At 37.8% G+C, this 22,043-nt stretch carries 16 protein-coding genes and 1 pseudogene; 12 read left to right on the plus strand and 5 right to left on the minus strand.

Features of this window, described 5'->3' with window-relative positions; all coding sequences use genetic code 11:
- The first annotated feature begins 195 nt into the window (after window positions 1–195).
- The 7 genes from LWL52_RS13485 to LWL52_RS13505 all read left to right on the plus strand — a co-directional run bounded on the left by LWL52_RS13485 (window position 196) and on the right by LWL52_RS13505 (window position 4,870).
- Window positions 196–702 carry a hypothetical protein gene (locus LWL52_RS13485; RefSeq protein WP_242920773.1) on the plus strand — a complete coding sequence of 169 codons (507 nt, stop codon included), beginning with the start codon at window positions 196–198 and terminating at the stop codon, window positions 700–702.
- Between the two features lies 1 nt (window position 703).
- Window positions 704–1,678, plus strand: coding sequence for a hypothetical protein (locus LWL52_RS13490; RefSeq protein WP_242920775.1), 975 nt, complete (start codon window positions 704–706; stop codon window positions 1,676–1,678).
- A gap of 383 nt (window positions 1,679–2,061) precedes the next feature.
- Window positions 2,062–2,667, plus strand: coding sequence for a phage integrase SAM-like domain and Arm DNA-binding domain-containing protein (locus LWL52_RS13495; protein WP_242920777.1), 606 nt, complete (start codon window positions 2,062–2,064; stop codon window positions 2,665–2,667).
- 18 nt (window positions 2,668–2,685) lie between these two features.
- On the plus strand, window positions 2,686–3,150 hold the full coding sequence (locus LWL52_RS20670) for a site-specific integrase (protein WP_367615712.1): 465 nt from the start codon (window positions 2,686–2,688) through the stop codon (window positions 3,148–3,150).
- Between the two features lie 324 nt (window positions 3,151–3,474).
- Window positions 3,475–3,741: a helix-turn-helix domain-containing protein gene (locus tag LWL52_RS20675; RefSeq protein ID WP_367615713.1), complete on the plus strand. Its 267-nt coding sequence runs from the start codon at window positions 3,475–3,477 to the stop codon at window positions 3,739–3,741.
- A 12-nt stretch (window positions 3,742–3,753) separates the two neighbouring features.
- Entirely contained in the window at window positions 3,754–4,254 is a 501-nt protein-coding gene (locus tag LWL52_RS13500) for a hypothetical protein (RefSeq protein ID WP_242920779.1), read from the plus strand.
- A gap of 121 nt (window positions 4,255–4,375) precedes the next feature.
- Window positions 4,376–4,870 carry a hypothetical protein gene (locus tag LWL52_RS13505; RefSeq protein WP_242920781.1) on the plus strand — a complete coding sequence of 165 codons (495 nt, stop codon included), beginning with the start codon at window positions 4,376–4,378 and terminating at the stop codon, window positions 4,868–4,870.
- A 641-nt stretch (window positions 4,871–5,511) separates the two neighbouring features.
- On the opposite strand, the gene LWL52_RS13510 is transcribed toward LWL52_RS13505, so the two are convergent.
- Complete coding sequence (locus LWL52_RS13510; RefSeq protein ID WP_242920783.1) at window positions 5,512–10,140, minus strand: sacsin N-terminal ATP-binding-like domain-containing protein; 4,629 nt, start codon at window positions 10,138–10,140, stop codon at window positions 5,512–5,514.
- 346 nt (window positions 10,141–10,486) lie between these two features.
- On the opposite strand from LWL52_RS13510, the gene LWL52_RS13515 reads away from it, so the two are divergent.
- From LWL52_RS13515 to LWL52_RS13535, 5 genes and pseudogenes are all read left to right on the plus strand, one after another.
- Window positions 10,487–12,733 carry a helicase HerA domain-containing protein gene (locus LWL52_RS13515; protein WP_242920784.1) on the plus strand — a complete coding sequence of 749 codons (2,247 nt, stop codon included), beginning with the start codon at window positions 10,487–10,489 and terminating at the stop codon, window positions 12,731–12,733.
- A 12-nt stretch (window positions 12,734–12,745) separates the two neighbouring features.
- Complete coding sequence (locus LWL52_RS13520) at window positions 12,746–14,110, plus strand: DNA double-strand break repair nuclease NurA (protein ID WP_242920787.1); 1,365 nt, start codon at window positions 12,746–12,748, stop codon at window positions 14,108–14,110.
- A complete protein-coding gene (locus tag LWL52_RS13525; RefSeq protein WP_242920789.1) occupies window positions 14,111–15,235 on the plus strand; it encodes a site-specific DNA-methyltransferase in 1,125 nt (374 codons plus the stop codon).
- Between the two features lie 130 nt (window positions 15,236–15,365).
- A pseudogene (locus LWL52_RS13530) lies at window positions 15,366–15,791 on the plus strand (ATP-binding protein); the annotation flags it as partial.
- A 232-nt stretch (window positions 15,792–16,023) separates the two neighbouring features.
- A complete protein-coding gene (locus LWL52_RS13535; protein WP_242920791.1) occupies window positions 16,024–16,953 on the plus strand; it encodes a hypothetical protein in 930 nt (309 codons plus the stop codon).
- A gap of 195 nt (window positions 16,954–17,148) precedes the next feature.
- Here LWL52_RS13535 and LWL52_RS13540 read toward each other — a convergent pair whose 3' ends face one another.
- The 4 genes from LWL52_RS13540 to LWL52_RS13555 all read right to left on the minus strand — a co-directional run bounded on the left by LWL52_RS13540 (window position 17,149) and on the right by LWL52_RS13555 (window position 22,030).
- A complete protein-coding gene (locus tag LWL52_RS13540) occupies window positions 17,149–18,228 on the minus strand; it encodes a recombinase family protein (protein ID WP_242920793.1) in 1,080 nt (359 codons plus the stop codon).
- Between the two features lie 843 nt (window positions 18,229–19,071).
- On the minus strand, window positions 19,072–19,998 hold the full coding sequence (locus LWL52_RS13545) for a hypothetical protein (RefSeq protein ID WP_242920795.1): 927 nt from the start codon (window positions 19,996–19,998) through the stop codon (window positions 19,072–19,074).
- 129 nt (window positions 19,999–20,127) lie between these two features.
- Entirely contained in the window at window positions 20,128–20,778 is a 651-nt protein-coding gene (locus LWL52_RS13550; RefSeq protein WP_242920797.1) for a helix-turn-helix domain-containing protein, read from the minus strand.
- Window positions 20,779–20,968: 190 nt separating this feature from the next.
- Window positions 20,969–22,030, minus strand: a complete 1,062-nt coding sequence (locus LWL52_RS13555; protein WP_242920799.1) for a tyrosine-type recombinase/integrase — start codon at window positions 22,028–22,030, stop codon at window positions 20,969–20,971.
- Between the last annotated feature and the right edge of the window lie 13 nt (window positions 22,031–22,043).

Consider the following 22,043-nt stretch of genomic DNA (forward strand, 5'->3'; position numbering starts at 1 on the left):
ATAACTGAGCAAACGACAGTTTCAATCAATAATCAAAGAGAACTGGCTCAAGAATCAAACTTCAAGAATAAAATCAATGATGTAAATTTTAGCGTTTCATTTGGCTATCATTTAGATTTTATAGAACAAGCAGATTCATATGCAAAGTTTTCCGACCCAACATATTTATCGTTAATGTTTCTGCTGCCAGGCCTGTTGAAGAATAAAGTAGAAATCGGAGGTTATTATAACATTAAGGCTCCAACGATATCAATTGTTAATAGTTATACAACACTTGGAGGACATAGAAGTAAAGTACAAAATTTGTATAAGTATAGACAAATGGGCTTTGTTGCAAAAGTTTATCCTTTTACTAATTACTTCGGAGAACAAGGGATCTATGTTGGTGGCTCGGCCGATCGAAACTTTCAGATTCCGATTGATAACCTTTCTGTAGTTGTTGATAATTCAAGGCTATATCAGGAAATAAGTAACTATAATAGTTTTGGTTTCAGTGGCATAATAGGCTATAAAAAAGATTTCGAAATATTATCCAGGAATAGAATAGGTATAAGCATTGAGATAAAGTATAGTGTAGTAGAACTTAGGAGTCAAAGCTTTATTTTTAATGTCTTTGGCAATGCTGATCCACAGGACTTTAGTAAAAAGTATTCTAATTTGGGAGCAACTCTCGGTGTAGGTTATTATCTAAATTTAAATTAACATGAATATTAGATATCTTCTACTGTCAATCTCCTTTCTATTTTATTCTTGCGATGATCTAGATGCTGATGGGCCAAAAGATTGTGTCACATCAGCTTACGACATACTCAATGGTATTGACAAAGACTTTGTTGGTAATTATGCTAATGCTACATCACCAATTTTCGGTGGCGACCTGATAAGTGTTGCTCCATATGTATATCACGATGTTGCTTTGTATAGAATTAGTGGTGATTCTATTAACCAATACTTAAGGAATGTTGAATTTACTAATGACAGAAGCCTCTGCAATATTATTAACATGATCAGCAAAGCCTCTAATTCACCAAATTTTCAATGGGAATATACCGGAGACAAACTAGTTGCAGCAGCTGTATTTTCTAAACGCATCAGATTAAACCAAGATGTAAATAAAATTCAAAACGTAAACGACATTGTCTGGGCATGGCATTCTGGACTTAATACAGGGGGCGTTAACGGAAATCAACAGATAGTAAAGTATAATGATGGAAGGAAAGTTATTGATGGAAAAATATCAGACGAGATCCCCTTGCCTCTTGAAAGAAATAAAATTTATGTGTGGGCAGTATGGACATGGAATGAAGAAGGCACAAAAGTAGTAAAATCAAGCATGGAGATTCCCTTTATTGTAGAGGGGTATGATCCATTTAATCAGGCGCAACAACTCATAGGAAATTGGGTACTTGAAAAGGCAACTGATACAAGAGATAGCAAAGACATGACAAATGACCTACAAGAGGTACGAACACTTCATATATCTGCTATTGACTGTACTGAGGAAATCTGGAGCAGACGAATCACGATTAACGGAAATCAATCAGAAATAACCACTAATAATGCTGTTGCTTTAACTCCTGATTTAGTACTGACTGATATTAAGATAAATTGCGGCTCATTCAGAGGCCTAGTTAATTTCAATGATTCACTTATAGAAGTTTTTTATAAACCTCAGTAACTCATTTTATGACTTACCTGTATTTGCGAACTATCATTGTTTCACTCCTGCTATGATTAAAGTATACTTTACGGCATTAGGAGTAAAAAGTACAGCAGCATGAAGGACGTAACCAATTTGCATATCCTGCTAATACCAGCCACCTCGTTAGATACCTAATTCGTTTTCATTAATTGAACTGATTGCTGCTGTGTAGTTAAATTCAATTAATAAGTGTCTACTCCTACTTACCAAAACTTCAATTTTTTTTCATCTAGTTAATTACGGTTGTTTACGACTAATTAGGGACCAACTATTAATCCAAAAAGTACTTTATAAAACACCACGTTTTTTAAAGCTAGGTAGGGTTATCTAGACAAAACGGTAACTAATTAATAACTATAATGGCTAAAGTAAACCTCATAGAAAAGAAGCTGGCAGGCGGGAAGGTATCACTCTTGTTAGACTACTACCAGCACGGGCAACGCAAAAAGGAAACGTTAAAGCTGTACGTATATCCACCCGACAAAAAGAGCAAGAACCCCATCCTCAAGAACGCCTATGAGGAAACCTACGTCAAAGCACAGTACTTAAAGCACAAGAAGGAGATGCAACTGGCCCAAGGGGAACATGAGCTACCTGTAAAGACAGACAAGAGCGCTTCCTTTATCCTATACTTTGACCAACTGGCAGAAACACGAAATCAGAACTGGCAAAGCGTAAGACGCCACCTGTACGATTACACTAAAGGCAAGCTTACTTTTGGCAACGTCACCGAAGAATGGCTTCACCGATTCCAGGAATACCTTAGAACCAAAATAAAAGATGTGACGGTCTGCTCTTATATGGGTATTATTACGACATGCCTAAACCAAGCTGTTAGAGAGAAGATTATACTTGTGAATCCGGCCACAAACATCAAAAAGGTAAGAGGCAAAGAGATCCCACCAAAGTATTTGACTTTGGAACAAATACAGGTACTAGAACAAAATACCGGGAACATACCCTAGTGGTTCACTGATCCTTTCTTGTTTAGCTGCTATACAGGTTTAAGATTGTCGGATGTCGAAAGCCTGACTTGGGCTGAGATAGTGTCTACAACGGGGAAGCACGGGCAGTTCACAATTGTTAAGGAGCAAGCTAAGACCGGTGAAACTGTAGTAATTCCACTCTCCAGACAAGCTATGAACGTTTTACAGCGGCAGAGTATAGAAACGAAGGACTCTAGGGCACATGGCTTTGTATTTAAGCTTAAAAGCCGTTCCCAAACCAAGAGGTACATTCATAGGTGGCGTACGCAGTCAGGTATACATTTTACCTATCACTCCTCCCGTCACACCTTCGGCACAATGTTGCAGACAGCTGGGGTTGATATCAACACTACAAGCAAGTTGATGGGACATAAGAGTATCAGCATGACTCTGCGCTATGCTAAAGTAGTTGATAAAGCACGAGAATCAGCAATTAGCCTCCTCAACAGTTTTACCATGTGAGTAAACTATCAAAGTTTTCCGGCAGAATTAAAATTCTAATATATAGTACAAAAGAGAAGCAAATGCTTCTCTTTTTTTTTCAGCACTAGCTAGTGTGGTTTAGTAAGTATTAACCGATCACTTTGAGCTTAAAAAGATATTCGGATTGAAATCAAGTACTTAATTACACTGACTGCTTACTGCTAAGCTGATAAAATGTGGATAAGTCTCCAAACTTTCGCGGCTTTTTAGCCCCTTCAAAATCTATATTTGAATTCATTGGATGGCTTTATCAATAAACCATCTCTTATATGTCATGTAATATTAATAATCAAATTTCATCAAATGGAAAATCCAGTAAGAGAGCTAAATGTTCTAGAAAATCCATTCCTAAACTTTAAGCAAGCCATCGAGTACCTAGGTTTCATCCCTGAATCGACGCTCAGAGAATGGACCAGCACCCGAAAGATTACTTCCTACCGTCCAGGTAAACAAGTAAGGTATAGAAAATCAGACCTCGACGAATTCATGAAGAGGTACATCAAAAAATCAAACTATGTGATAAAAGACGAAATACATACAAATTCATATAAAGCAAAAATCAACAACTAACTTAAATTTAAGATGAAAAACCTAAATAATATAAACAATGGACAAACGGCTAATGAGTCTCTCTCTTTAGTAAAACACCCTTTGGCAATAAACTTTGATTGCTACAACCTTTACAACAAACACGCTTTTAATGACTGGGCAACTGTAATACTATTTGAGACTATTGCGTGGAATTCAGGCATTGATGCTAAAGAAGTAGAGCGTATCTATATCTTTAACTTAATTGAACTTGTAAACTCTACAGGCTTATTAAGAGAAAACTGTAAGGAAGGATTGAGAAAGCTAATCCGCCTAGGCATAGTTATTGGCTCTGCATTCTATGAAGGGGACTTCCTTGAAGATGATTTCTGTACCGGTTATTACGAGTTAGATTATGACAGGGTGATTCAGTTGCTGCCATACATTCTGGTACAACCTAAGAATGGATCTGAGAAAAAGCGCTACAAGAAAATAACAAAGTATTTTAAGAGTATTCGAAATAGCATAAGAGAGTTTTCAAAAGAGGAGGCTTAAGCTAACACATGCTTAGGTAGTTTAGGGGAGCAACCAACGATGAGATAACTGTCAGCAGTTATCTCATCGTTTTATCTCATCGTTGCCACCTTAGTTAATAACTCTTGTTTTTCAAAGAATCATGAAGAAGATACCTACTAAAGAGCTAAACTCTGACGAGAGGAGCTACGAAAAGAGATACCCACAAGCGTTCTATTACCTGTATTTTCAAGATTACATAGGTAAGCTGTTGAAGGGCACCTCACAAAAACTAATCTTTGATTATCTAGTCACAATGGCTGATGAATTCCTGTCCAAGAAAGGGCAACCTTTCTTCTATCATTCATTCAAGGTGCTTAGTGATAGAACCGGTACTTCGGAATCGACCTGTAAGCGCACTATAAAGAAGTTTGAGAAGGATTTAAGATTAATTTATACCTGGGTAGGAGAAGAGGAGCAAAAGTATAGCACGTGCTTCTTTATGGATTATGAAAGGATAATTGAACTCTTACCAAGTTTAGTAAGGCATACATCAGGCAGAGGTACAAAACCCAAGATTTTGCCCAGGTACGAGCAACGGCTTCGATACTTTCAAGATATAAATAAGTTGCAAGAAAAAGCTATTCAGGAATTGTGAAAAACAATCAGTATAGGTCATTTAAACTAGCCCCATAGGTCAATTACACTATGGGGTTAACTTATTTGAACCTAGAGCTTAATTCAATTAACCCCCTTTAAGTAAATAAATAAGTAAGCTAAAAAGGCTAATATATAAGTATTTTATCAACGACTTCGTCGTTGATGCTGTACTACGTACAGCTTGATAATTTTAGATTTAAGACAGTATACAGCTCTTAAAAAAGAATAATTAATGTAGAAATTTGCTGGTATACTCGCCCCTTTCTACAGCTACATTTAGAACTACAGTCTAATTTGCAATGGTGTTATTTTACTGCGTACAGCTCAATCGTAATTACCCCGCAAACAATCAATTTGAAGCAGTTTAAACGATTTAAAGACTTAAGCTAGGGAATGTCGGTTTACATAATTTTAAACGATCCTGCTCGCTTAAACTGCCTTACAGAAGCACAACAACACTTGACCTATAGGTAAGGCTATAAAACTGTAAGCAAGAATTGCGGTGCAGCCTTAAATTAAATGTCAATATCGCTAAAGAACTCCTTTAAGGTGATATTGTGTATGTCAGCAATCCGGAGCAGACTGCTAAAATCAAGTTACTTTTCTTCTTAAAAGTCTGCACCCCATGCTTATTAAAGTTTAGACTAGTTTAATAGAGAAGGTCTCATTAACTGCCTTGAACTTTGAGTTGTTCATAAAATCCTCGCCGGAATTGAGCATGAATATATTTCCTAAATTATGGTATTTCCTTTTATTTCTGTCAAATACATTTCCGACAAGAATTATCAGGTAATCCTCTTTCTTTTCCAATGCCATTCGTAATTCCGTTCTTGTAATTGTAAAAGCTTTATTTGCGTAGCCCGAGGCTTTTACTTCTACATATTTCTTTCTTCCGGTTACATTGTCTACATATTCTAAGTCATACCCATAATGATCTGAACCCTCTGGATTTATGCCAGCCCGATATGCATTTCTTGAGACCCAATTTACAAGTACTCCCTTTCCCTTAAGCTTTTTATAAACTAGAAGTTCACCCAAGTAACCAACCTCTTCTAAATTCGGGTTTTTGTATCCTCCGTCAAGATTTTTACCGCTATGCCATTCCCCTGGACTCTTACTTGATTCCTGCTCACCTTGAGTGGTAGCTTCAGTTGAGCTTGCTTGATAATTCTCAATCTCATAATCATCCTCCCCCAAGTTCCCATCTTCTTCTATTGTATTGGATGAAACTGATGCCCTCTCAAATGCCTTGGCCTCTATATGAACCCTTTCCAGCAATTCGTCGAGTTCACCAAAGTAGAGTAAGCTTCTATTCTTACTACTGTTTTGTAAGAACAACTCTATGTTAAAGTGACTCAGCCCACTCCTCTCCAACTTTTTCTTCAGGCTTTTCATGTATACATAGTACCCTCCTTCAATTGAGTTGGAGCCGTCTGTTGGTGTAGTTATTGTTTCCAAGCCTTGTATGTAGGGAAAGTTTTTCTTTATGGCCTGGAGGAAAAATTCTTTTTCGTCGTCTAAGAAATCATCCTGCAATTGGAAGGCGATTCTCGAGTATGCAATTAAAAGATCAACAAATTGTTCCCTTTCATTAGAAGGCTTATCTTTCAGGTAATGCCACAACATTTGCCTAAACCTATCTAAACAACTGCTCTTCAAGGCGTCAAGCTTATCTTTATAGTGCCTGTGAAAAGAGATCTGATGGATCGCACTCTGATTATACTCGTAAAGCGAAATCTGAAGTAATTTCATGAGCGTCTGTATGTAAGGAATATTATGCGGATCAAGTAGATCATCATAATTTATCCCTGCTGCTATCTCCACTAAAGCACTGCTCTTCGTTACATCGAATTGTTCCAAAAAGTCTTCAAAAACAAATTCTTGATCTACATAATGCTTATTATCACCCAAGGCGGAAGCAACTGAAACCCAGAAGGCAGCCTTGTTGTCCAAGATATGATCATAGATTATTTGGCTGATTTCTGTTATTCTCTCACTTGTAATATCATTGTCTTCCAGGTAGGATTGAATATCACCAAAGGAGTTCTTTTCCAGAAATACTAGAATCTGCTGTCCTAACCTTTTAACTTCTTTATCAACGACAGCTTCAACTAATTCAGCAAGCATGTTAGCTAGCTCTTTATGCCTATGAATTGCCTGACCGGCATAAAGTACAGAGTATGCTTTGTTATCAGCTTCGACCGAGTATACTTCACAAGAATTAAACTTTTCAACTGCATTAGGTAACTTCAACAGGTACTCAACCCTCACTTCACTTTGCTCTATAACTTTTGATTCTGCTATTTTATTGATTTCATCTTGTGTTAGTGGCCTCTCAAGGATATCCTCTACAAACGCGAGTAGCTCAGGAATAAATCGAAACTCACTTTTAACAACAGATTCTCTCAGAGGCGTAGTACGCACTATCACCTTTGTTAGCGATTTCGAAAGCACAACCCCAACCCTACTAGCTATTTGTCCAAAGGTGTTCTTGTCTCTTAGCGTAAATACAGGTGAAACGTTATTCTTAATTGAATGAGGTAATTGCCCATACAGATACTTATCATCGACATAGATGATGTCTTTGGCTTGCTTCCATTTATAGCAGTTCGTTGAGGTTTCAAGCGCTAAGAAATCAATATTCTTAAATATGTTTAGCCTACTGTCTTCCTTCCTATCACTATGGTAAGCATATACTTCAAATAGGAGGTTTAAAATTCTGTGGTATGCACTTTCAAATTCTTTTCCATTCAAAGGTTCCTTATACTTTTCCGATATGTGCTTTAGTATTTGGGAATAATTAGTGAGAGAAAGATCATTTAAGTGTAGAATTCCTAAACTAGAAAAGAATTCTTTTTGCTCGTGGAAACTTCTCGGTAGCAAATTAAAATACTGGCGAAGTACGCTGGAACTGTTCCTTTGATAATCCGCCACTTCAATACCTATCACATTTGACGGAAGAACCGGCTGTTCTGCATTAGGCAACATGATCCATGCTTTTTCCTTTAGTGTCTTCAGGAATAAAGAATAACGAAATCGCTCTGATATACTTAAAGTATGCCATTGCTCCGCCTCCTTAGACCTGCACTTTGTTTTAGGGTGGAATGGGTTGGAGAAAAAATCAACGTAAAACTTCCAATTCTTTATAAGAAATTCGGAAAAGTCCCTGTTCAAAATTTCTGGAAAGTCTATAGTATAGTCACCTTGGATTTGATAAGGCCGACTGTACCTGCCTGTTTTTGAAATAAATGCTTCATTCCTTTCATCCTGCTTGGATAAAGAATATAGCTTGTTTATTATGAAAATTGCCGGCTTATTCCATGCACCTAATTTTAAGAAAAAGTTCTCCCATGCATCTTTCTCTTCATCACTGTTGGCAAATAAGTTTATTGCAACGTATCTACCCTTCGGGTACATTATACTTAGCTTCTGTGACTGAATATATATGGGATTAAAAAGCGGAGGAGCCCACTTCAGGATACCTTCGTTGTCATAATAAGGAAGCAAGACTTTATCCTTATATTCCTCTACGTCGCTTCGCTCTAATTCTAATTGAAATATAGCTTCTATAATTTCTCCTTTGTCAATGCTTTTGTCACTGAATAAGCCACAAAGCCTTTTCAACAGTTCGCGTTGATTGTACTGAATCAACCCTATTCTTTCCCTGGCAGCTTTGGAGTTGTCAATTATAATTGAACGATGGAGGAAACGTACTTTTTTCTTGATAGTGGGTGAGAGCACTAAATCCTTTTTGGACCCTTCATAAAATACTTCATCATTACTACTGTACAGATGATGTCCATCTGCCAGAATGATTTTCTTTCCTGTAAGAGTTAAACTTTGCTCCGCGATGTACTTATAAAGATTTTGAAAAAAATTAATATCGCCTTTTCTAGACTTACATTCCTCTTCGATATGCTCCTTTATAAAATCTAGGCTTAGGTATTCGATATCCAGTTCGCCTGTTAACCAATCACGGACTTGCTTATCATCCACAAAAATAAGCCGTTTCTTCAGAAATGTACCGTCTGGAAAAAGAGCCTCGTCGCATTCGTCAGCTACAATTATCTCATGGGGTTTATAAAATAAGCTGGTTATCTTATCATATATAAATTGGCTCTTGCTTAAGTTCTCTCTTATAATATCGTAGAACAATTTCAGTCTCTTGTCACTACTCCTGTGGTAGCATAAAATTTTAAGTATGTCTTGGGGGAAAAGTTTTTTGGCTTTATCAACAAGACTCACAGAAATGTATTTTGCTATTTCTTCCAATAAAAAATTATTCAGCACTGTGTCTCTGAATCCTTTCCTGTCCGGTGTCACTGTAAAATAGCTGTGGATCAAGAATGAAAATCCGGAATTCTTTTCCAGTGGATAAAACAGATAAAAGTTCGCGTCCTCCACCGGCTCGAACTGCTTCTGTTCATCCAACTTTAAGATTAACTTAATTTCAACTGAGGGGTCATTTTCAAATGTCTTTCGCTCACGCTTGTCAAGCTTTTCCAGTACCCTTTGAGGTATTTTCGCTTTACGACTAGGAGATAAGTCCATGAAATAAATACTCCCAGCTTGGCTTTGCACCTCAATTATCCCTTTCTTACGTTTTTTGATAGAGTAAAAAGCTTCCAATTCCTCTGATGAATATTCTAACGCTTGTAGATCACCCAGGAGAACTATTTGCACTTCATCTATTTCTTCAAAATCATTGTCAATTTTAATGTTACTCACATTATCCTTTAAGGGCAGCTCTATAAGAGTGACATAACCTTCAGGACATGCTTCAATTTTTTTCGAACTATAATGAGGAAAGAAAAATAATGGTATGTTTTCTTCTTCTAGAAGAGCAAAGGTTTTATCCTTAAGTGTTAATGATTTATCAAAAATAATAGAGCCAAACTCTGTTATTATGGCAGGGGTATCAGTAACCTCTCTAACTGCTTTAAAGCCTATACCTTTATGGCCAATGAAGTCTTGACCTTGTTTGTCGCTTTGCCCAATCCTACAAACACTTGTTACGCCTTTATCATCAAAGGCTTGACCAGTATTATAAATCTTTAAAACCCTGTCGCATAACTCAATCCGTATTTTCCCTCCTTTTTCACCAGCAGATTTGCTCGCATCAATAGCATTTTGTACAAGTTCAAATAGATAGCGCCCTTCATAGGATTCTTTCAAATACTCTTCGGCTTGCGAGATTGAAGGCAATACAGATGTATCTGTTTTCGCTGTAGCAGCATAAATTTCTTTTATAATTGATTTGAGTCGCATATCGATTTTATTAATAAGGTGAATCTACTTTCCTAGTTTTAGATAATAATCACCCTTAAAAACAGCACATTATAAAATTAAAGACACCATAGTCATAGGTCTTTAGCTTAAGCCCTAAATTAGGTAAATATAAATAAAATATATTACTATAATTATACAAGTTAGCAATGCTGTGATCAATACATATATTGTAAAATATCATTATATTAGCACATCATAATATATGATAAATATATCATTGCTTTCAGGTAAGTCATACTTAAGATACAAGTTATTGAGAGCAGGCTTTTCACATTGTCTTATATCTTCACAAATTGAACCAGAATACTGACATAATTAATATCCTATGAGCATAGAACAGGGACTTAACCTACGAAGGGAAAATGATAGAAAATCCGAAGCACAACAGTGGTTTCAAAAGCTAATTCAACCAAGTGAGATTGTAGGCGATTTATATTCTATCAACTACGAAACAGCACGTGTAATAATTCATGAAGCGGATAGACAAAAAGTAGGTGGTATACCAAGTCTTAGCTTTTTAATAGCTAGTCGAATAGATGACCCAAGCAATTTGAAGTTTGATTTTAAATCAGAAGATGCATCATTTATCCTTCTTCGGGTTATGGATGCTGCTCCGCTGCCCCAAGATAAAGAAGCTGAAAGAATAAGAGTTGAAGCAGCACAAAGAAATAGTGGAGAAGAAGGAAGGCATTGGGATCAGCCCGGATCAATGGATTTTAAGACTAAAAATTTATTAGGATTTGCTGGAATTGAATGTAGAATAATAGGAACCTTCTTTTTAGAAGCAAATGAGTTCAATAGCGAGACTCCTCTTTGCTTAAAATTTGGTAGTGATATTTCAAATTATTACCCTAATAGAGGGCTAAAAGTATACAAGCCTAATGGTAAAGCTCTAGAGCATATTATCAACTATACTGATCCCGCAAATCTGCAGGCTCATGTTGAAAAGTATGGCAATACTGAAAAAGTAAAACTTGGATTTGTCAGGTATGCCTCAACAAACCGCAAGTACCAGCAAGTTGATGATGTCCCTGTATATATATACCCTGCAGATTTACTTTCTCAAAAATCTGCACTCTTTGGAATGACGAGAACTGGCAAATCAAATACAACCAAAATAATTGCCAAATCAGTTTATGAATTAAGAACTACTGAGAAAAAAGATGATAGGCCATTAAGAATTGGACAAGTAATTTTTGATCCTAATGGAGAATATGCAAATGAAAACATACAAGATAAAGATGGCAGCGGCAACCCCAATGCATTAAAGAATGTTTGGAGAAAAAACAATGCATTGAAGCAGAAAGCTGATGAGTTGAAAGCACTATTTAAGCGTGAAACAAATAGTGAAAAGAAAAAGAAAATTTGGGAGGAAATTAAAGCTGAAGTTGAAAAAGAAGTAGTAACATATGGTATCCTCCCGCATCCGGCTGATCCTTTTAGAAGGTTGATGAAGATCAATTTCTATGAAGAGAGTAATTTACAAATAGGAAAAGACATTATTGATTTCAAAATAGCTGAGCAAGCAGCGCAATACTTTAAAAATTTCAAACAAGTAATTTTCCAAAAGCCAGAAGAAAGGGAATTTGAAAATGAAAGGGAGTTCCAAGGACAAAAAAAACGTTATGAAAGGAGAGTTCTAGTTTATCATGCTCTACTCAATAAAGCAGGTTTCTCCCCCCCCTCCAGAACGGCTAACATAAGCGGAATATTTAATGTGGATTTACGAAATGCTATGATAGGGTATACGGAGAACAGATTTACTCGAAAACAAGGCCTTATCAATGCGGCAGGTCAAACATTAAGTCAAGGTACTGTTTCATGGGACAGTTTAGCTCCTGCTTTTGAAGGTTTATTTCTTTTTATGTCTACTGCTGATTACAATGTATTTAACCAAAATTACATAAACAACAATAGGAATGATGATGGAGAAGATACAACTGGTGAAGGCTGGGCAGAAACAGATTTAGAAAGCTTACTCGAAATGTTTAAATATTCTAAAGCAATTAACCTCATAGGGGGAGTAAATACTCAACATACAACAACAGTGGGAACAGACTATGCCGAGGACATATATAAAGATTTGAAGGATGGGAAATTGGTTATAATTGACCAATCAAGTGGAGAACCTGAATTGAATAAATCATCGGCTAATAGAATTATGTGGCACATCTTTAAAGCAAACCAAAAAGCATTTAGAGATGGTGAGCCAACAATACCTGAAATACTTGTTTACTTAGAAGAAGCACATAATATTTTACCAGCAGGTAATGACTTAGATCTTTCCGATGTGTGGGTAAGAACAGCTAAGGAAGGATCAAAGTATCGTATTGGGATGGTTTACGCTACTCAAGAGGTAAGTAGCATTCAAAAAAACATATTGAAAAATACAGCAAATTGGTTTATCAGTCATTTGAACAACTCTGATGAGACTAAAGAGCTAAATAAATACTATGATTTTGCCGACTTTGAACCATCTATTAGAAGAGCGCAGGATAAAGGATTCTTAAGAGTTAAGACCTTGAGCAATCTGTTTGTAGTGCCTGTACAGGTTGTTAAATTTGAAGTATAAGCTGCCATAAGTATGGGTTTTGAAGGAGAATTTGCGAGCTATGAGCCGTTAAGGCGACTATTAGATAGTGAAAAAGTTAAATCACTACATGATCGTTTTAAAGTTAGAAAGCAAGAAAATGAACCAGAAGATTTTGAAGGATTGCTTATAAAGAAGTCTGACCTTATTGAAAGTGATTTACAGCCTGACTTAGTTCTTGCCATAGATGGAAGCACCCTTGCTGCAAAAGCAGAAAATGGGTTCCCTGGTGCGGAGTTTGGCTATGTAACTCTTGCTTCAGTTCTAATTGATTTAAAACTAATTAAAGAACTAGAAGAAAAAGAGTTCGTTGAACCTAAAAAATTCAGAGAGACGGAGAAGGCTTCAACAATAGAGAGTGTTTTCCCTGGATGTAATGTAATTCTTGATAACGAGCAAGACGCTAAAGCCTCATTGAGGCGCAGTTTGTTTGAAGAGTTAAAAAGCAATACTATTTTTGCTGATGGGGAAACACTATTAGAAACTTATGAGCATCTCTTTAAACTAAAAAGAACTCATTTCTCTGAAAGTAGGCTTCCCCAAAGTCCTATTGAAGGAGTGGAAGAGGATATGACCTATGATTATGGCGAATATTCATGCCCGCATTCTGATAACGCTTTATTTTCAACTGATGCCCTTCGTCTACATGAATTATTAAACCTTGGGGGTAGTAATGGTGAAATGTTTGGGCAAATTATGTCTACACTTGAAAAATTATGGTTAGTTCATATTCTAAGAGCCTTTGAACGAAAAGGGTGGTTACCTACCCTCCGAAGAGTAGCCTTCGTGATGGACGGTCCTTTAGCAGTATTCAGTACATCATCGTGGCTAGCTAAAGTTGTTAGTCTTGAGCTAACAAGAATAAATGAATTACAAAAGAAAATTAATGGTCAAGATTTACTCATTGTAGGTATAGAAAAATCAGGAACTTTCTTTAACCATTTCGCAGAAATTGATACCACAAGAGATGGTATCAATGATAACTTTCCTAAACAATCCGCTCTACTATTATCTGACGGGTATATTAAGAGGAATATTATTTTTTCAAAAAGCACAAAACCTTATGGCCAAGACACATATTTTGGAAGGAAGTTCTTTTATAAAGCATCTTCAGGACAAATAATCGTAGCGGTAGTTACTTGTTTTACTGATTATCAGTCCGATTTAGTTACAGCAAAACCAGACCAGTTTACAAGGCTAGCAGATGTTATGAATTTAATAGATAAATTAGCTTCAAATAGATACCCTAACTCTATTTCTCCCTTGATTTCTGCTCATGCTGAAGCTGCTATACCAATGAATATTGGGAAACGAATATTTGAAGACATTGCAAAGGAAATACGGGAGAAATCAAAATAAATGATAGCTAAGGAAGACGTGCTAAAGGGTTTTAGCACAGCAGAGAGTCGTTGGGCAAGGCTTGGGCCATATTATGCAATGTTCCCATTGGAATTTGCTTTTGACGTTGTAGCAAAATATTCTAAGAAAGATGATTTTATAATTGATCCATTCGCAGGAAGATGTAGTAGCATATATGCTGGTGGAGTATTAGGAAGAACGAGCCTTGGGATTGAGATAAATCCTGTTGGTTGGCTTTACGGTACTGTAAAGTTACAACCTGCAAACCAGGAAGATGTAACTAACCGCCTTCTAGAAATTTATGGTCAAAGAAACTACTTTCGGCGATCTATAGAAAATTTGCCCGAATTCTATCGTATATGTTATTGTGATGAAGTTCTAAAATTCCTTTTAGCAGCAAGAAAAAATCTTAATTGGAAAAACAATAATGTTGATGCAACATTGATGTCTATCTTATTAGTTTATCTACATGGAAAAATTGGTGAAGGTTTGTCAAATCAAATGAGAATGACAAAGTCTATGGGGATGAACTACTCAATTGAGTGGTGGAAAAAGAACAACATGTCTATGCCACCAGAGATCAACCCTTGCGAATTTATACTTAAGAAAATTAAGTGGCGTTATAAGAAAGGAATACCAACAGTAGCTGAAAGTGCGGTTGTTTTCGGAGATAGCTCTAATGAATTGAAGTCAATAACAGAAAGGGCAATAGCGAATGACATAAAGTTTTCCCTACTTTTCACGTCTCCTCCCTACTGGTCAATCACAGATTACCATGTGGATCAATGGCTTAGATTATGGCTATTAGGTGGGCCGAGTAACTCTCAGTCAATAAAAGAAAAACATAAAGGCCGTTTTATAAACAAGCAAGATTATTACGATCTTCTGGACAACGTTTTTGGTCTTTGTGCGAAAATTATGAAGAGCAAAAGTACAGTTTATGTACGAACAGATAAGAGAGAATTCACATTTAATTCTACTCTAGAAATTCTTAGAAAACATTTCCCAAATCATAAATTAACTATAATAGACAAACCGCTAACAGTAGATACTAAAACTCAAACAAAGCTGTATGGTGATAAGTCAATGAAGCCTGGGGAGGTAGATATGATATTAACAAAGTAAATATTGAAATTATAAGAACTTGCTCATCTCTACTATTTACATTATATATTAGTATCTATTTGGTAACCCAGTTTTAATATTAGAACCTAAAACAGCTTTATTTGCCAATATAGCCACTTTCTCGTTACTAGGGACCAACCTCATTATGATCGGCCCACCGGGCGCTGGCAAAACCATGCTGGCCAAACGCCTGCCCTCCATCCTGCCGCCGCTCTCGATGCTCGAAGCCCTGGAAACGACAAAGATCCACTCTGTTGCCGGCAAGCTGGGCGAGGCTACCTCGTTGCTTACTACCCGCCCTTACCGCGCCCCGCACCATACTATTTCGGATGTGGCCCTGGTGGGTGGCGGCGGCAACCCGCAGCCCGGCGAAATCTCGCTCTCACATAACGGCGTGCTGTTTTTAGATGAATTGCCGGAGTTTAAACGCACGGTGCTGGAGGTGATGCGCCAGCCCCTGGAAGAGCGCCGCGTAACCATCTCGCGTGCCAAAACCACCATCGACTTTCCGGCTAATTTTATGCTGGTGGCCAGTATGAACCCCTGCCCCTGCGGTTAAAATACTGCTGAAATTGAGCTACTTGCGGCAAGTAAGTAACATTTCTTCTACATTACAAACCTTATATTTAAATATCGCGTTGTTTCTTCTAAACCTTTCTATCTTTGCATTTCTTTAGGTGCCTACAAGAACAATTTATTTAAATTTTTTACGTTCACCCCCCCCTCGCAATTTGTTGATGAAGTATAATTTTCTTCTCTATATTTTATTTTGTTTATAGAATAAGTAAATGGAACTAAGCTTGCAAAACATAAAGATATTTATTTTTAAGTATCTCCCCTTAATATTTCTTGGGCTTGGAGTATTCTTTATCTACTTATCAGAAGCCTTCTGCTTTACTCCAGTATATTGGAACAACATCTTTGACAAGGTTGGGGTAGCCATATTTTCATCTGGTGTTTTTGCTGCTGTTCTTAAATCGATACAATTTACAGGGATTTTTAGAGAAGAATTGGAGAAAATTATACTTGGAACTGACTTCATAAAAAAAAGGAATGACTTGCCAGACTTATGGAAGAAAGTGTCAAATGCCGTTTACAGAAGTAAGTTTCCTGAAATATCTTCTGAACTCGATGATATAGTTTTGAAAACTTATTTACCTACAGAAAAGCAATACTATTACAAGGACTTTGTCGTCACATTACACATTGAAGAGCTGACGAAAACACATATCATCAAATTTACACAAACTACGAAGTTTTGCGTTATACCCGCAACTGGAGAAAAAACTGTGAAAATCGTGAACGGCGTAGGAATGGATAAAGTGGATAATTCACAAAAAATAGAAGTAGAGTATTTCAAAGTAGATGGAGTGCCTGTAGAACCTATCGTAAAAACAGACGACACAGGAAGTGAAGTGGAATATAGGTTTACAGTAGAGCTGACAGGCAAAGAAAAATACTTTGTGGAGAAGAAAGAAAGAAGAGAATACTCCATCAAAGAAGATAACTATAAATTGTTCAGAGTTAATACATTTACGAAAGGAATGGAAGTAAGTATCAAGCATCCAGATAACTTACGTGTAAGTTTCTTTAACATAGGGTTAGTGAATCATTTTTCTCAGAACCACGTTGAATTTAAAAATTGCGTCAACAGGAATCACAAAGAAGGTGTGATATTACCACATCAAGGTTGGGGAGTTACTTTCAGTAGGAAGTAAATAATTTTGTATATCTAAGTTTAAATCATAACTTCACACACTGTTCAACTACATAACGCTAACCAAACATGAAAAACAGCAAATTAAGAAGAGGAGAAGACGAAACAATTTAATACAATTATTTTCACAAAATATTAACAAAAGGGAAGGCAAGAAGCTTTCCCTTTTTTGTTAATATTTGTGGCTTAGTGTTAGTTAAAGAACTTGTGATAGTATGAACGGTGGCTGTTTCTTTTCAGGATTGCCTTTGGAAATGTAAATTAAGTCAGGGTGTAAACTTGCTTCGTGTTCCTTCTGCATATTCAGGCGGTACTGGCGGTCAGCCAGATAAGATAACAGAGTAATAAAGTTGTGTGCACCTGCCAATTCTTCGTTCTTGCTGCGGTCAGCATACAGGGTGTAGTAGTCATTCCTGTGCTGGAGCACAGCACCCTTTTCAATCATTTGCTGAAAGAGTACGGACGTGTAGGGAATCGGCTCGCCATGCTTCATGGAATCGTCAAAAAACAGTTTTCCTTCTTCTGTTCTTATCTTTTTGCTGTTTATGGCTTCTACCTGTAAGCCGTACTCTACTTTGAAATGAATTTTAAATTTAAAATTCGCCTGCTCCTGCTGTAGTTTATCGTGGCGGTCAAGCAGACGCTTCACGCTCATTGCTCTGTACTGTGCACCAGTGCTGGTTGTCAACTCCATTTCGTTCAGCTTGTCGGCGGTCTGCTGTAGCGTCAGTTTTTCTTCTCTGAACTTCAGTGCCCAATGTAACGCGTTCTTGTTCACCTTGTCCTGCAATGCCTTCTGCTGACGGGCTAAAGAGCCTTTCTGACGGCCTTCCTCTGTTAGGTTAGCCCTGTTGCCTACTTCTTCGCCACGCGCCTTCTTAGCGGCCAATGCGTCCTTTGTGCGCTTACTTATCAGTTCGCGTTCGTGCTGCGCCATAACTGCGAAAATGCCTATGGTCAGCGTATTGGCATCTGGCATGTCGGTGCAGATAAAGTCTACGCTAGATTCCTTCAAGGCAAAGATAAAAGACGCGTTACGGCTTAATCTGTCCAGCTTAGCAATGATAAGGGTAGCGCCCTGCTGCTTTGCATGAACTATAGCCTTTTCCAGTTCTGGCCTGTTGTCTTTCTTACCGCTTTCTACTTCGGTGTATTCTGCCAGTACCTTGCCACCAGCAACGAAGCTGGTAACAGCTGTTTTTTGTGCTTCTAAACCAAGTCCTGATGCGCCTTGCTTCTGTGTACTTACGCGGTAATAGGCTACGTATGTTTTCATGCTCCAAGTACCCTTTTATATGGTACATAGCAAATATAGGATATATTTCACCATGCTGCAACGTTCCGTGCTGCACAGTTATATTATTGAAATGTCTTCTGAAGAATTTTAAATTTAAAAACTTCTCTAACGTCCAATAGAAATATTTAACACACAGGCATAAAAACTTCTAAATATAGAGCCACAGCGTTTAGGTCTATTTTCTGAAGTGTCAGGCAAAGGCGCGTTATACCTGAAACAGTTAAATTATTTAACGGCAACACGCCTTCAATTCTGACCTGTACATGCCATTTTCCCCTGCTTTTAGCACTCTGTGCCTGCGTTTATAACCACGTCTCTGTCTGACATATGTTTGGTTAAATGCCTGTGTCTATGGCCTTCTAAATGTGGCTGTACACGCCTTTTCTGTGACACAACACGTTTAGGTTGTCCATGCTAAAAGTGTGTTCTGTGGACTTTAAAATGGCTTTTGGGTGTGATGTCCATGTACAGTATCCTTGGCATGTCCATGTTATTTCCTGTTGCCTTCGCAACCTGCGCTGCGCTTGGTTCACCGCTTGCGCGGTGCTATGAATTTTAAATTTAAATTATTCTGTTTGTCTGTGCCTGGTCTATGGCATTGTCAATGGCATGTTGAACAATGTACATTCGCTGCGCTCATGTTGCTGTCGCCAGAGGCTCCAGCTTTTATTTTTGCCATTGTTAAATGATTTAATGAACACGCCTGCTTCTGTAATGTATCTTAGGGCGTTGCGTGCTTCTGTTCTTTGACTTTAACAGACGTGTTCATTGTCATATTGTACCTTTTTTCTAATTATAGTATAAAGGAAGAAAAGGTACGGATTAATTGTTTAACTGGTAAGCAAGTTGCTTTACAAGCTTATCGCCAAAGTATGCTACTTCATCTGTGTTGCGGTAGTAGGCAGCGTTGTTCTTAACACTGTTGTACAGTCGTGAATACTTCTTGAAAGTTTCAGGGTGACTTGCTTTCAGGTGCGCAGCATATTTTTGGTCTGACATCGCTACAATCTGGCTGACTTGTGAAGGGCTAAACTCATGTAAGCTACTGTAGTCCAACTCTGCGCCTGTAAAGGTAATATTGTAAAACAGGGCTATTAGTTCTTCTCCTACGGCGGACATAACATTGTAGTCGTACAGTGTGTCCAGTGTTTTTATCTCGTGCTGTGGGTGCCGCTTGTTAAACCAGCGTGGGTTATTGATGCAAAGTTCAAAGTGCTGAAGTTGTTTCTGGAGCACTTCGCGGGTCTGTAATTTGACCTGTTTTGTTTTGTCATAGCACTTGCCGCCGTATTCGCCTTTACTGCCGTTCTCTTCATTACCCATAGTAAAGTGTTTACCATACTTAGCGTTGTGTTTCGCCATGTCAGTAAAGGGATACCTGTCTTTGTAGGATTGCATGTAGCTGTATATCGAAGGCGCTTCAATAGTTACGGAAGCTTCAGCATTGGTTATTCGTAAATCTCTTTCTTTCAAACGATAAACATTTGCTAAATCAGTGCAGGCACGTATAAGGTCGCTTCTATTAAATTCAGAATAATTGTCCGTGTTGTGAAATGTCTGTATTGAGCCGTCAATACGGATTGAATTTGAAAAGACGTTCGTTTTTAAGCCCCTGAAGTTTCGGTTGTATGACTTGTGTATGGGCTCTCCTGTACTTTCTATGTAAGTGCCTGTAAATAGGACAGGGCATTTATTAATAAATGCGTCTCTGTCGTGAATTGTTGCTCGTAATCGTAAGTAATCGTACATTTTCGTTTTTGTTAAATTATTTAAAAGAAAAAAGGGAAAGCATACGCCTTCCCTTCACATGTTTTTCAACTGTGTTTCTTGGCGTTTATGGCGGCTGTCCTACAGCCATTTTTAAATTTAAAATCTGCGTCATTTCATCTTTTTCAATCTACCGAACTCCTGTTGCACTTCCATTTCCATTTTTTCATTCCTGTAACTACCGCGCCTGTAAAGCTTCTTCAGGTCTGACCTCTTGTACCGATTTTCTTTGCCCAACTTGATGTATGGTAACTTTGGTGAACCATCACTTCTAGTTTGGGTACAGTACAAGAGAATTGTCTGTTTCTTGAATCCAGTTAAGACTTCAGCTTGCTCCGTAGTCAGGTATTCTTCATTGTCATCGAACACCAATTCTTCTTCAGGAATACTTACAGCACGCGCTTCACCGACTGACATTTTTAATTTCTCCAAAAGTTGCGGGATGAAATTACTGAACAAGGCTTGCTGCTTTTCAACAGTCTGACAGAGAAACATAAATGCCTTTTCAGCAGGTGAATATACGCTCATGTACCCTTCTGATTCACATGCTTCACTAACTGCTCCAATTTCAGCACGCTGCTCCAACAGGTCTTCCACCACTCCTTGCTCGTGCTCATTCGTTAAATAATTTAAAAAATCAATTCTGGCCTGCGGGTTGATAGTGCTAATAATGCGTGTAAGCGTCTTTTGCGGCTCGACATCATCCCGTATGATGGTATGTAACCACTTATAGTAGTTCCCAAACTGCGCCCCTGTCTCCATTTCCTTTGCTTTTGTCTTTAGTTAATAGTGCAAAATTAGCCTGTACTACACAGTTGAAAGAAAGAAAAGAAACATATTTCCCAAAGACCTATTTATCAATAAGTTACAAAATGAAAAACAGCCAAAACACTATTGAACACTGCAAAACCCTTACTTGTTAAACCATTTTAAATTTAAATAAATTAAATTTTCATTTAATTACTGTGTCCAGCCCTTTCATTGCGCTTATCACGTTCTTTTCGTAAATCTTTGCGTAAATCATAGTGGTATCAATCCTTGAATGGCATAGAATTTTCTGTACAGCCACAATGTTTCCATCCGTGTTCAGCAGCATTGAAGCCAAAGTATGGCGGGCAGCGTGCCATGTAATGCGGCGAGTAATGCCTGCGCTGTAAACCCACTCCCGTAGCGTGTCATACAGGTTGCTTTGATACGGCCACGGGAAAATGTGCTCTTCAGGCTTCCCAGCAACTCCCATCCAGCGTTTGGCATTCTCAATTAAGTACAAGCTGTGCTGCTTGTACTTAGTCTTCTGCGGATGAAAGACGAGCATATCTCCGTGAACATGCTTCCACTTAATGGCTTTCAAATCGCCGATTCTTAGTCCAGTAAAACAGGAGAACAGGAACATTCTTTTAATTAATTCGTTTCCGCACGGGTGTTCTACAAGTATTTTCACCTCCTCTATTGTCAGCATTTCCCTGTGTGGTTGAATTATCTGAATGTTCTTTACCTCTTTAGCGGGATTGTAAGTAAGCATGCCCTTATCAACAGCACGTTCTAATTGCCTTTTGAAGCGCTTGAAATAGATAGCCGAACAATTTTGGCTTACGACACTTAACAGGTAGTCGCGGAAGGATTCCACAAAGGCTTTGTTAATATCCTTGATGCTGCACCTGTTATTGGTGAAATTACAGAAGTGTTTAAAAGAACAATAGGTGTTGCTTTTTGCTCCCCTTGTGCGGAATCGTGCGTCTGCTTCTTCTCTGAAGAGTTCAATGAAATCCGTTCTGGTGTTTTTTACTTTTAAAAAATCATACTCGCCGAATACCAGTTCTTTGTCTTTCTCTGCTTTCAGCATAGAAGCTAACTGGTCGGCTTTCTTGTTGTGGTCTCTCTCTTCCTGCGTTTTCGGCTTCTTGTAACGCCACCATTTCGTGGTCTCTGTTTTTCTTTTCTTGTCCTGTACAATGTCGAGGTAAATCTTTTGTTTACCGTTGCTTAGGTCTCTGTGTCTAATTGTAATTCCCATGTCAAATGTTGTT

Source organism: Pontibacter liquoris (assembly GCF_022758235.1).
Lineage (GTDB): Bacteria > Bacteroidota > Bacteroidia > Cytophagales > Hymenobacteraceae > Pontibacter > Pontibacter liquoris.

Coding starts and splice junctions, on each gene's coding strand:
- LWL52_RS13490 (WP_242920775.1), top strand. CDS start 704: ATGAATATTAGATATCTTCTACTGTCAATCTCCTTTCTATTTTATTCT.
- LWL52_RS13495 (WP_242920777.1), top strand. CDS start 2,062: ATGGCTAAAGTAAACCTCATAGAAAAGAAGCTGGCAGGCGGGAAGGTA.
- LWL52_RS20675 (WP_367615713.1), top strand. CDS start 3,475: ATGGAAAATCCAGTAAGAGAGCTAAATGTTCTAGAAAATCCATTCCTA.
- LWL52_RS13500 (WP_242920779.1), top strand. CDS start 3,754: ATGAAAAACCTAAATAATATAAACAATGGACAAACGGCTAATGAGTCT.
- LWL52_RS13505 (WP_242920781.1), top strand. CDS start 4,376: ATGAAGAAGATACCTACTAAAGAGCTAAACTCTGACGAGAGGAGCTAC.
- LWL52_RS13510 (WP_242920783.1), bottom strand. CDS start 10,140: ATGCGACTCAAATCAATTATAAAAGAAATTTATGCTGCTACAGCGAAA.
- LWL52_RS13515 (WP_242920784.1), top strand. CDS start 10,487: ATGAGCATAGAACAGGGACTTAACCTACGAAGGGAAAATGATAGAAAA.
- LWL52_RS13520 (WP_242920787.1), top strand. CDS start 12,746: ATGGGTTTTGAAGGAGAATTTGCGAGCTATGAGCCGTTAAGGCGACTA.
- LWL52_RS13525 (WP_242920789.1), top strand. CDS start 14,111: ATGATAGCTAAGGAAGACGTGCTAAAGGGTTTTAGCACAGCAGAGAGT.
- LWL52_RS13535 (WP_242920791.1), top strand. CDS start 16,024: ATGGAACTAAGCTTGCAAAACATAAAGATATTTATTTTTAAGTATCTC.
- LWL52_RS13540 (WP_242920793.1), bottom strand. CDS start 18,228: ATGAAAACATACGTAGCCTATTACCGCGTAAGTACACAGAAGCAAGGC.
- LWL52_RS13545 (WP_242920795.1), bottom strand. CDS start 19,998: ATGTACGATTACTTACGATTACGAGCAACAATTCACGACAGAGACGCA.
- LWL52_RS13550 (WP_242920797.1), bottom strand. CDS start 20,778: ATGGAGACAGGGGCGCAGTTTGGGAACTACTATAAGTGGTTACATACC.
- LWL52_RS13555 (WP_242920799.1), bottom strand. CDS start 22,030: ATGGGAATTACAATTAGACACAGAGACCTAAGCAACGGTAAACAAAAG.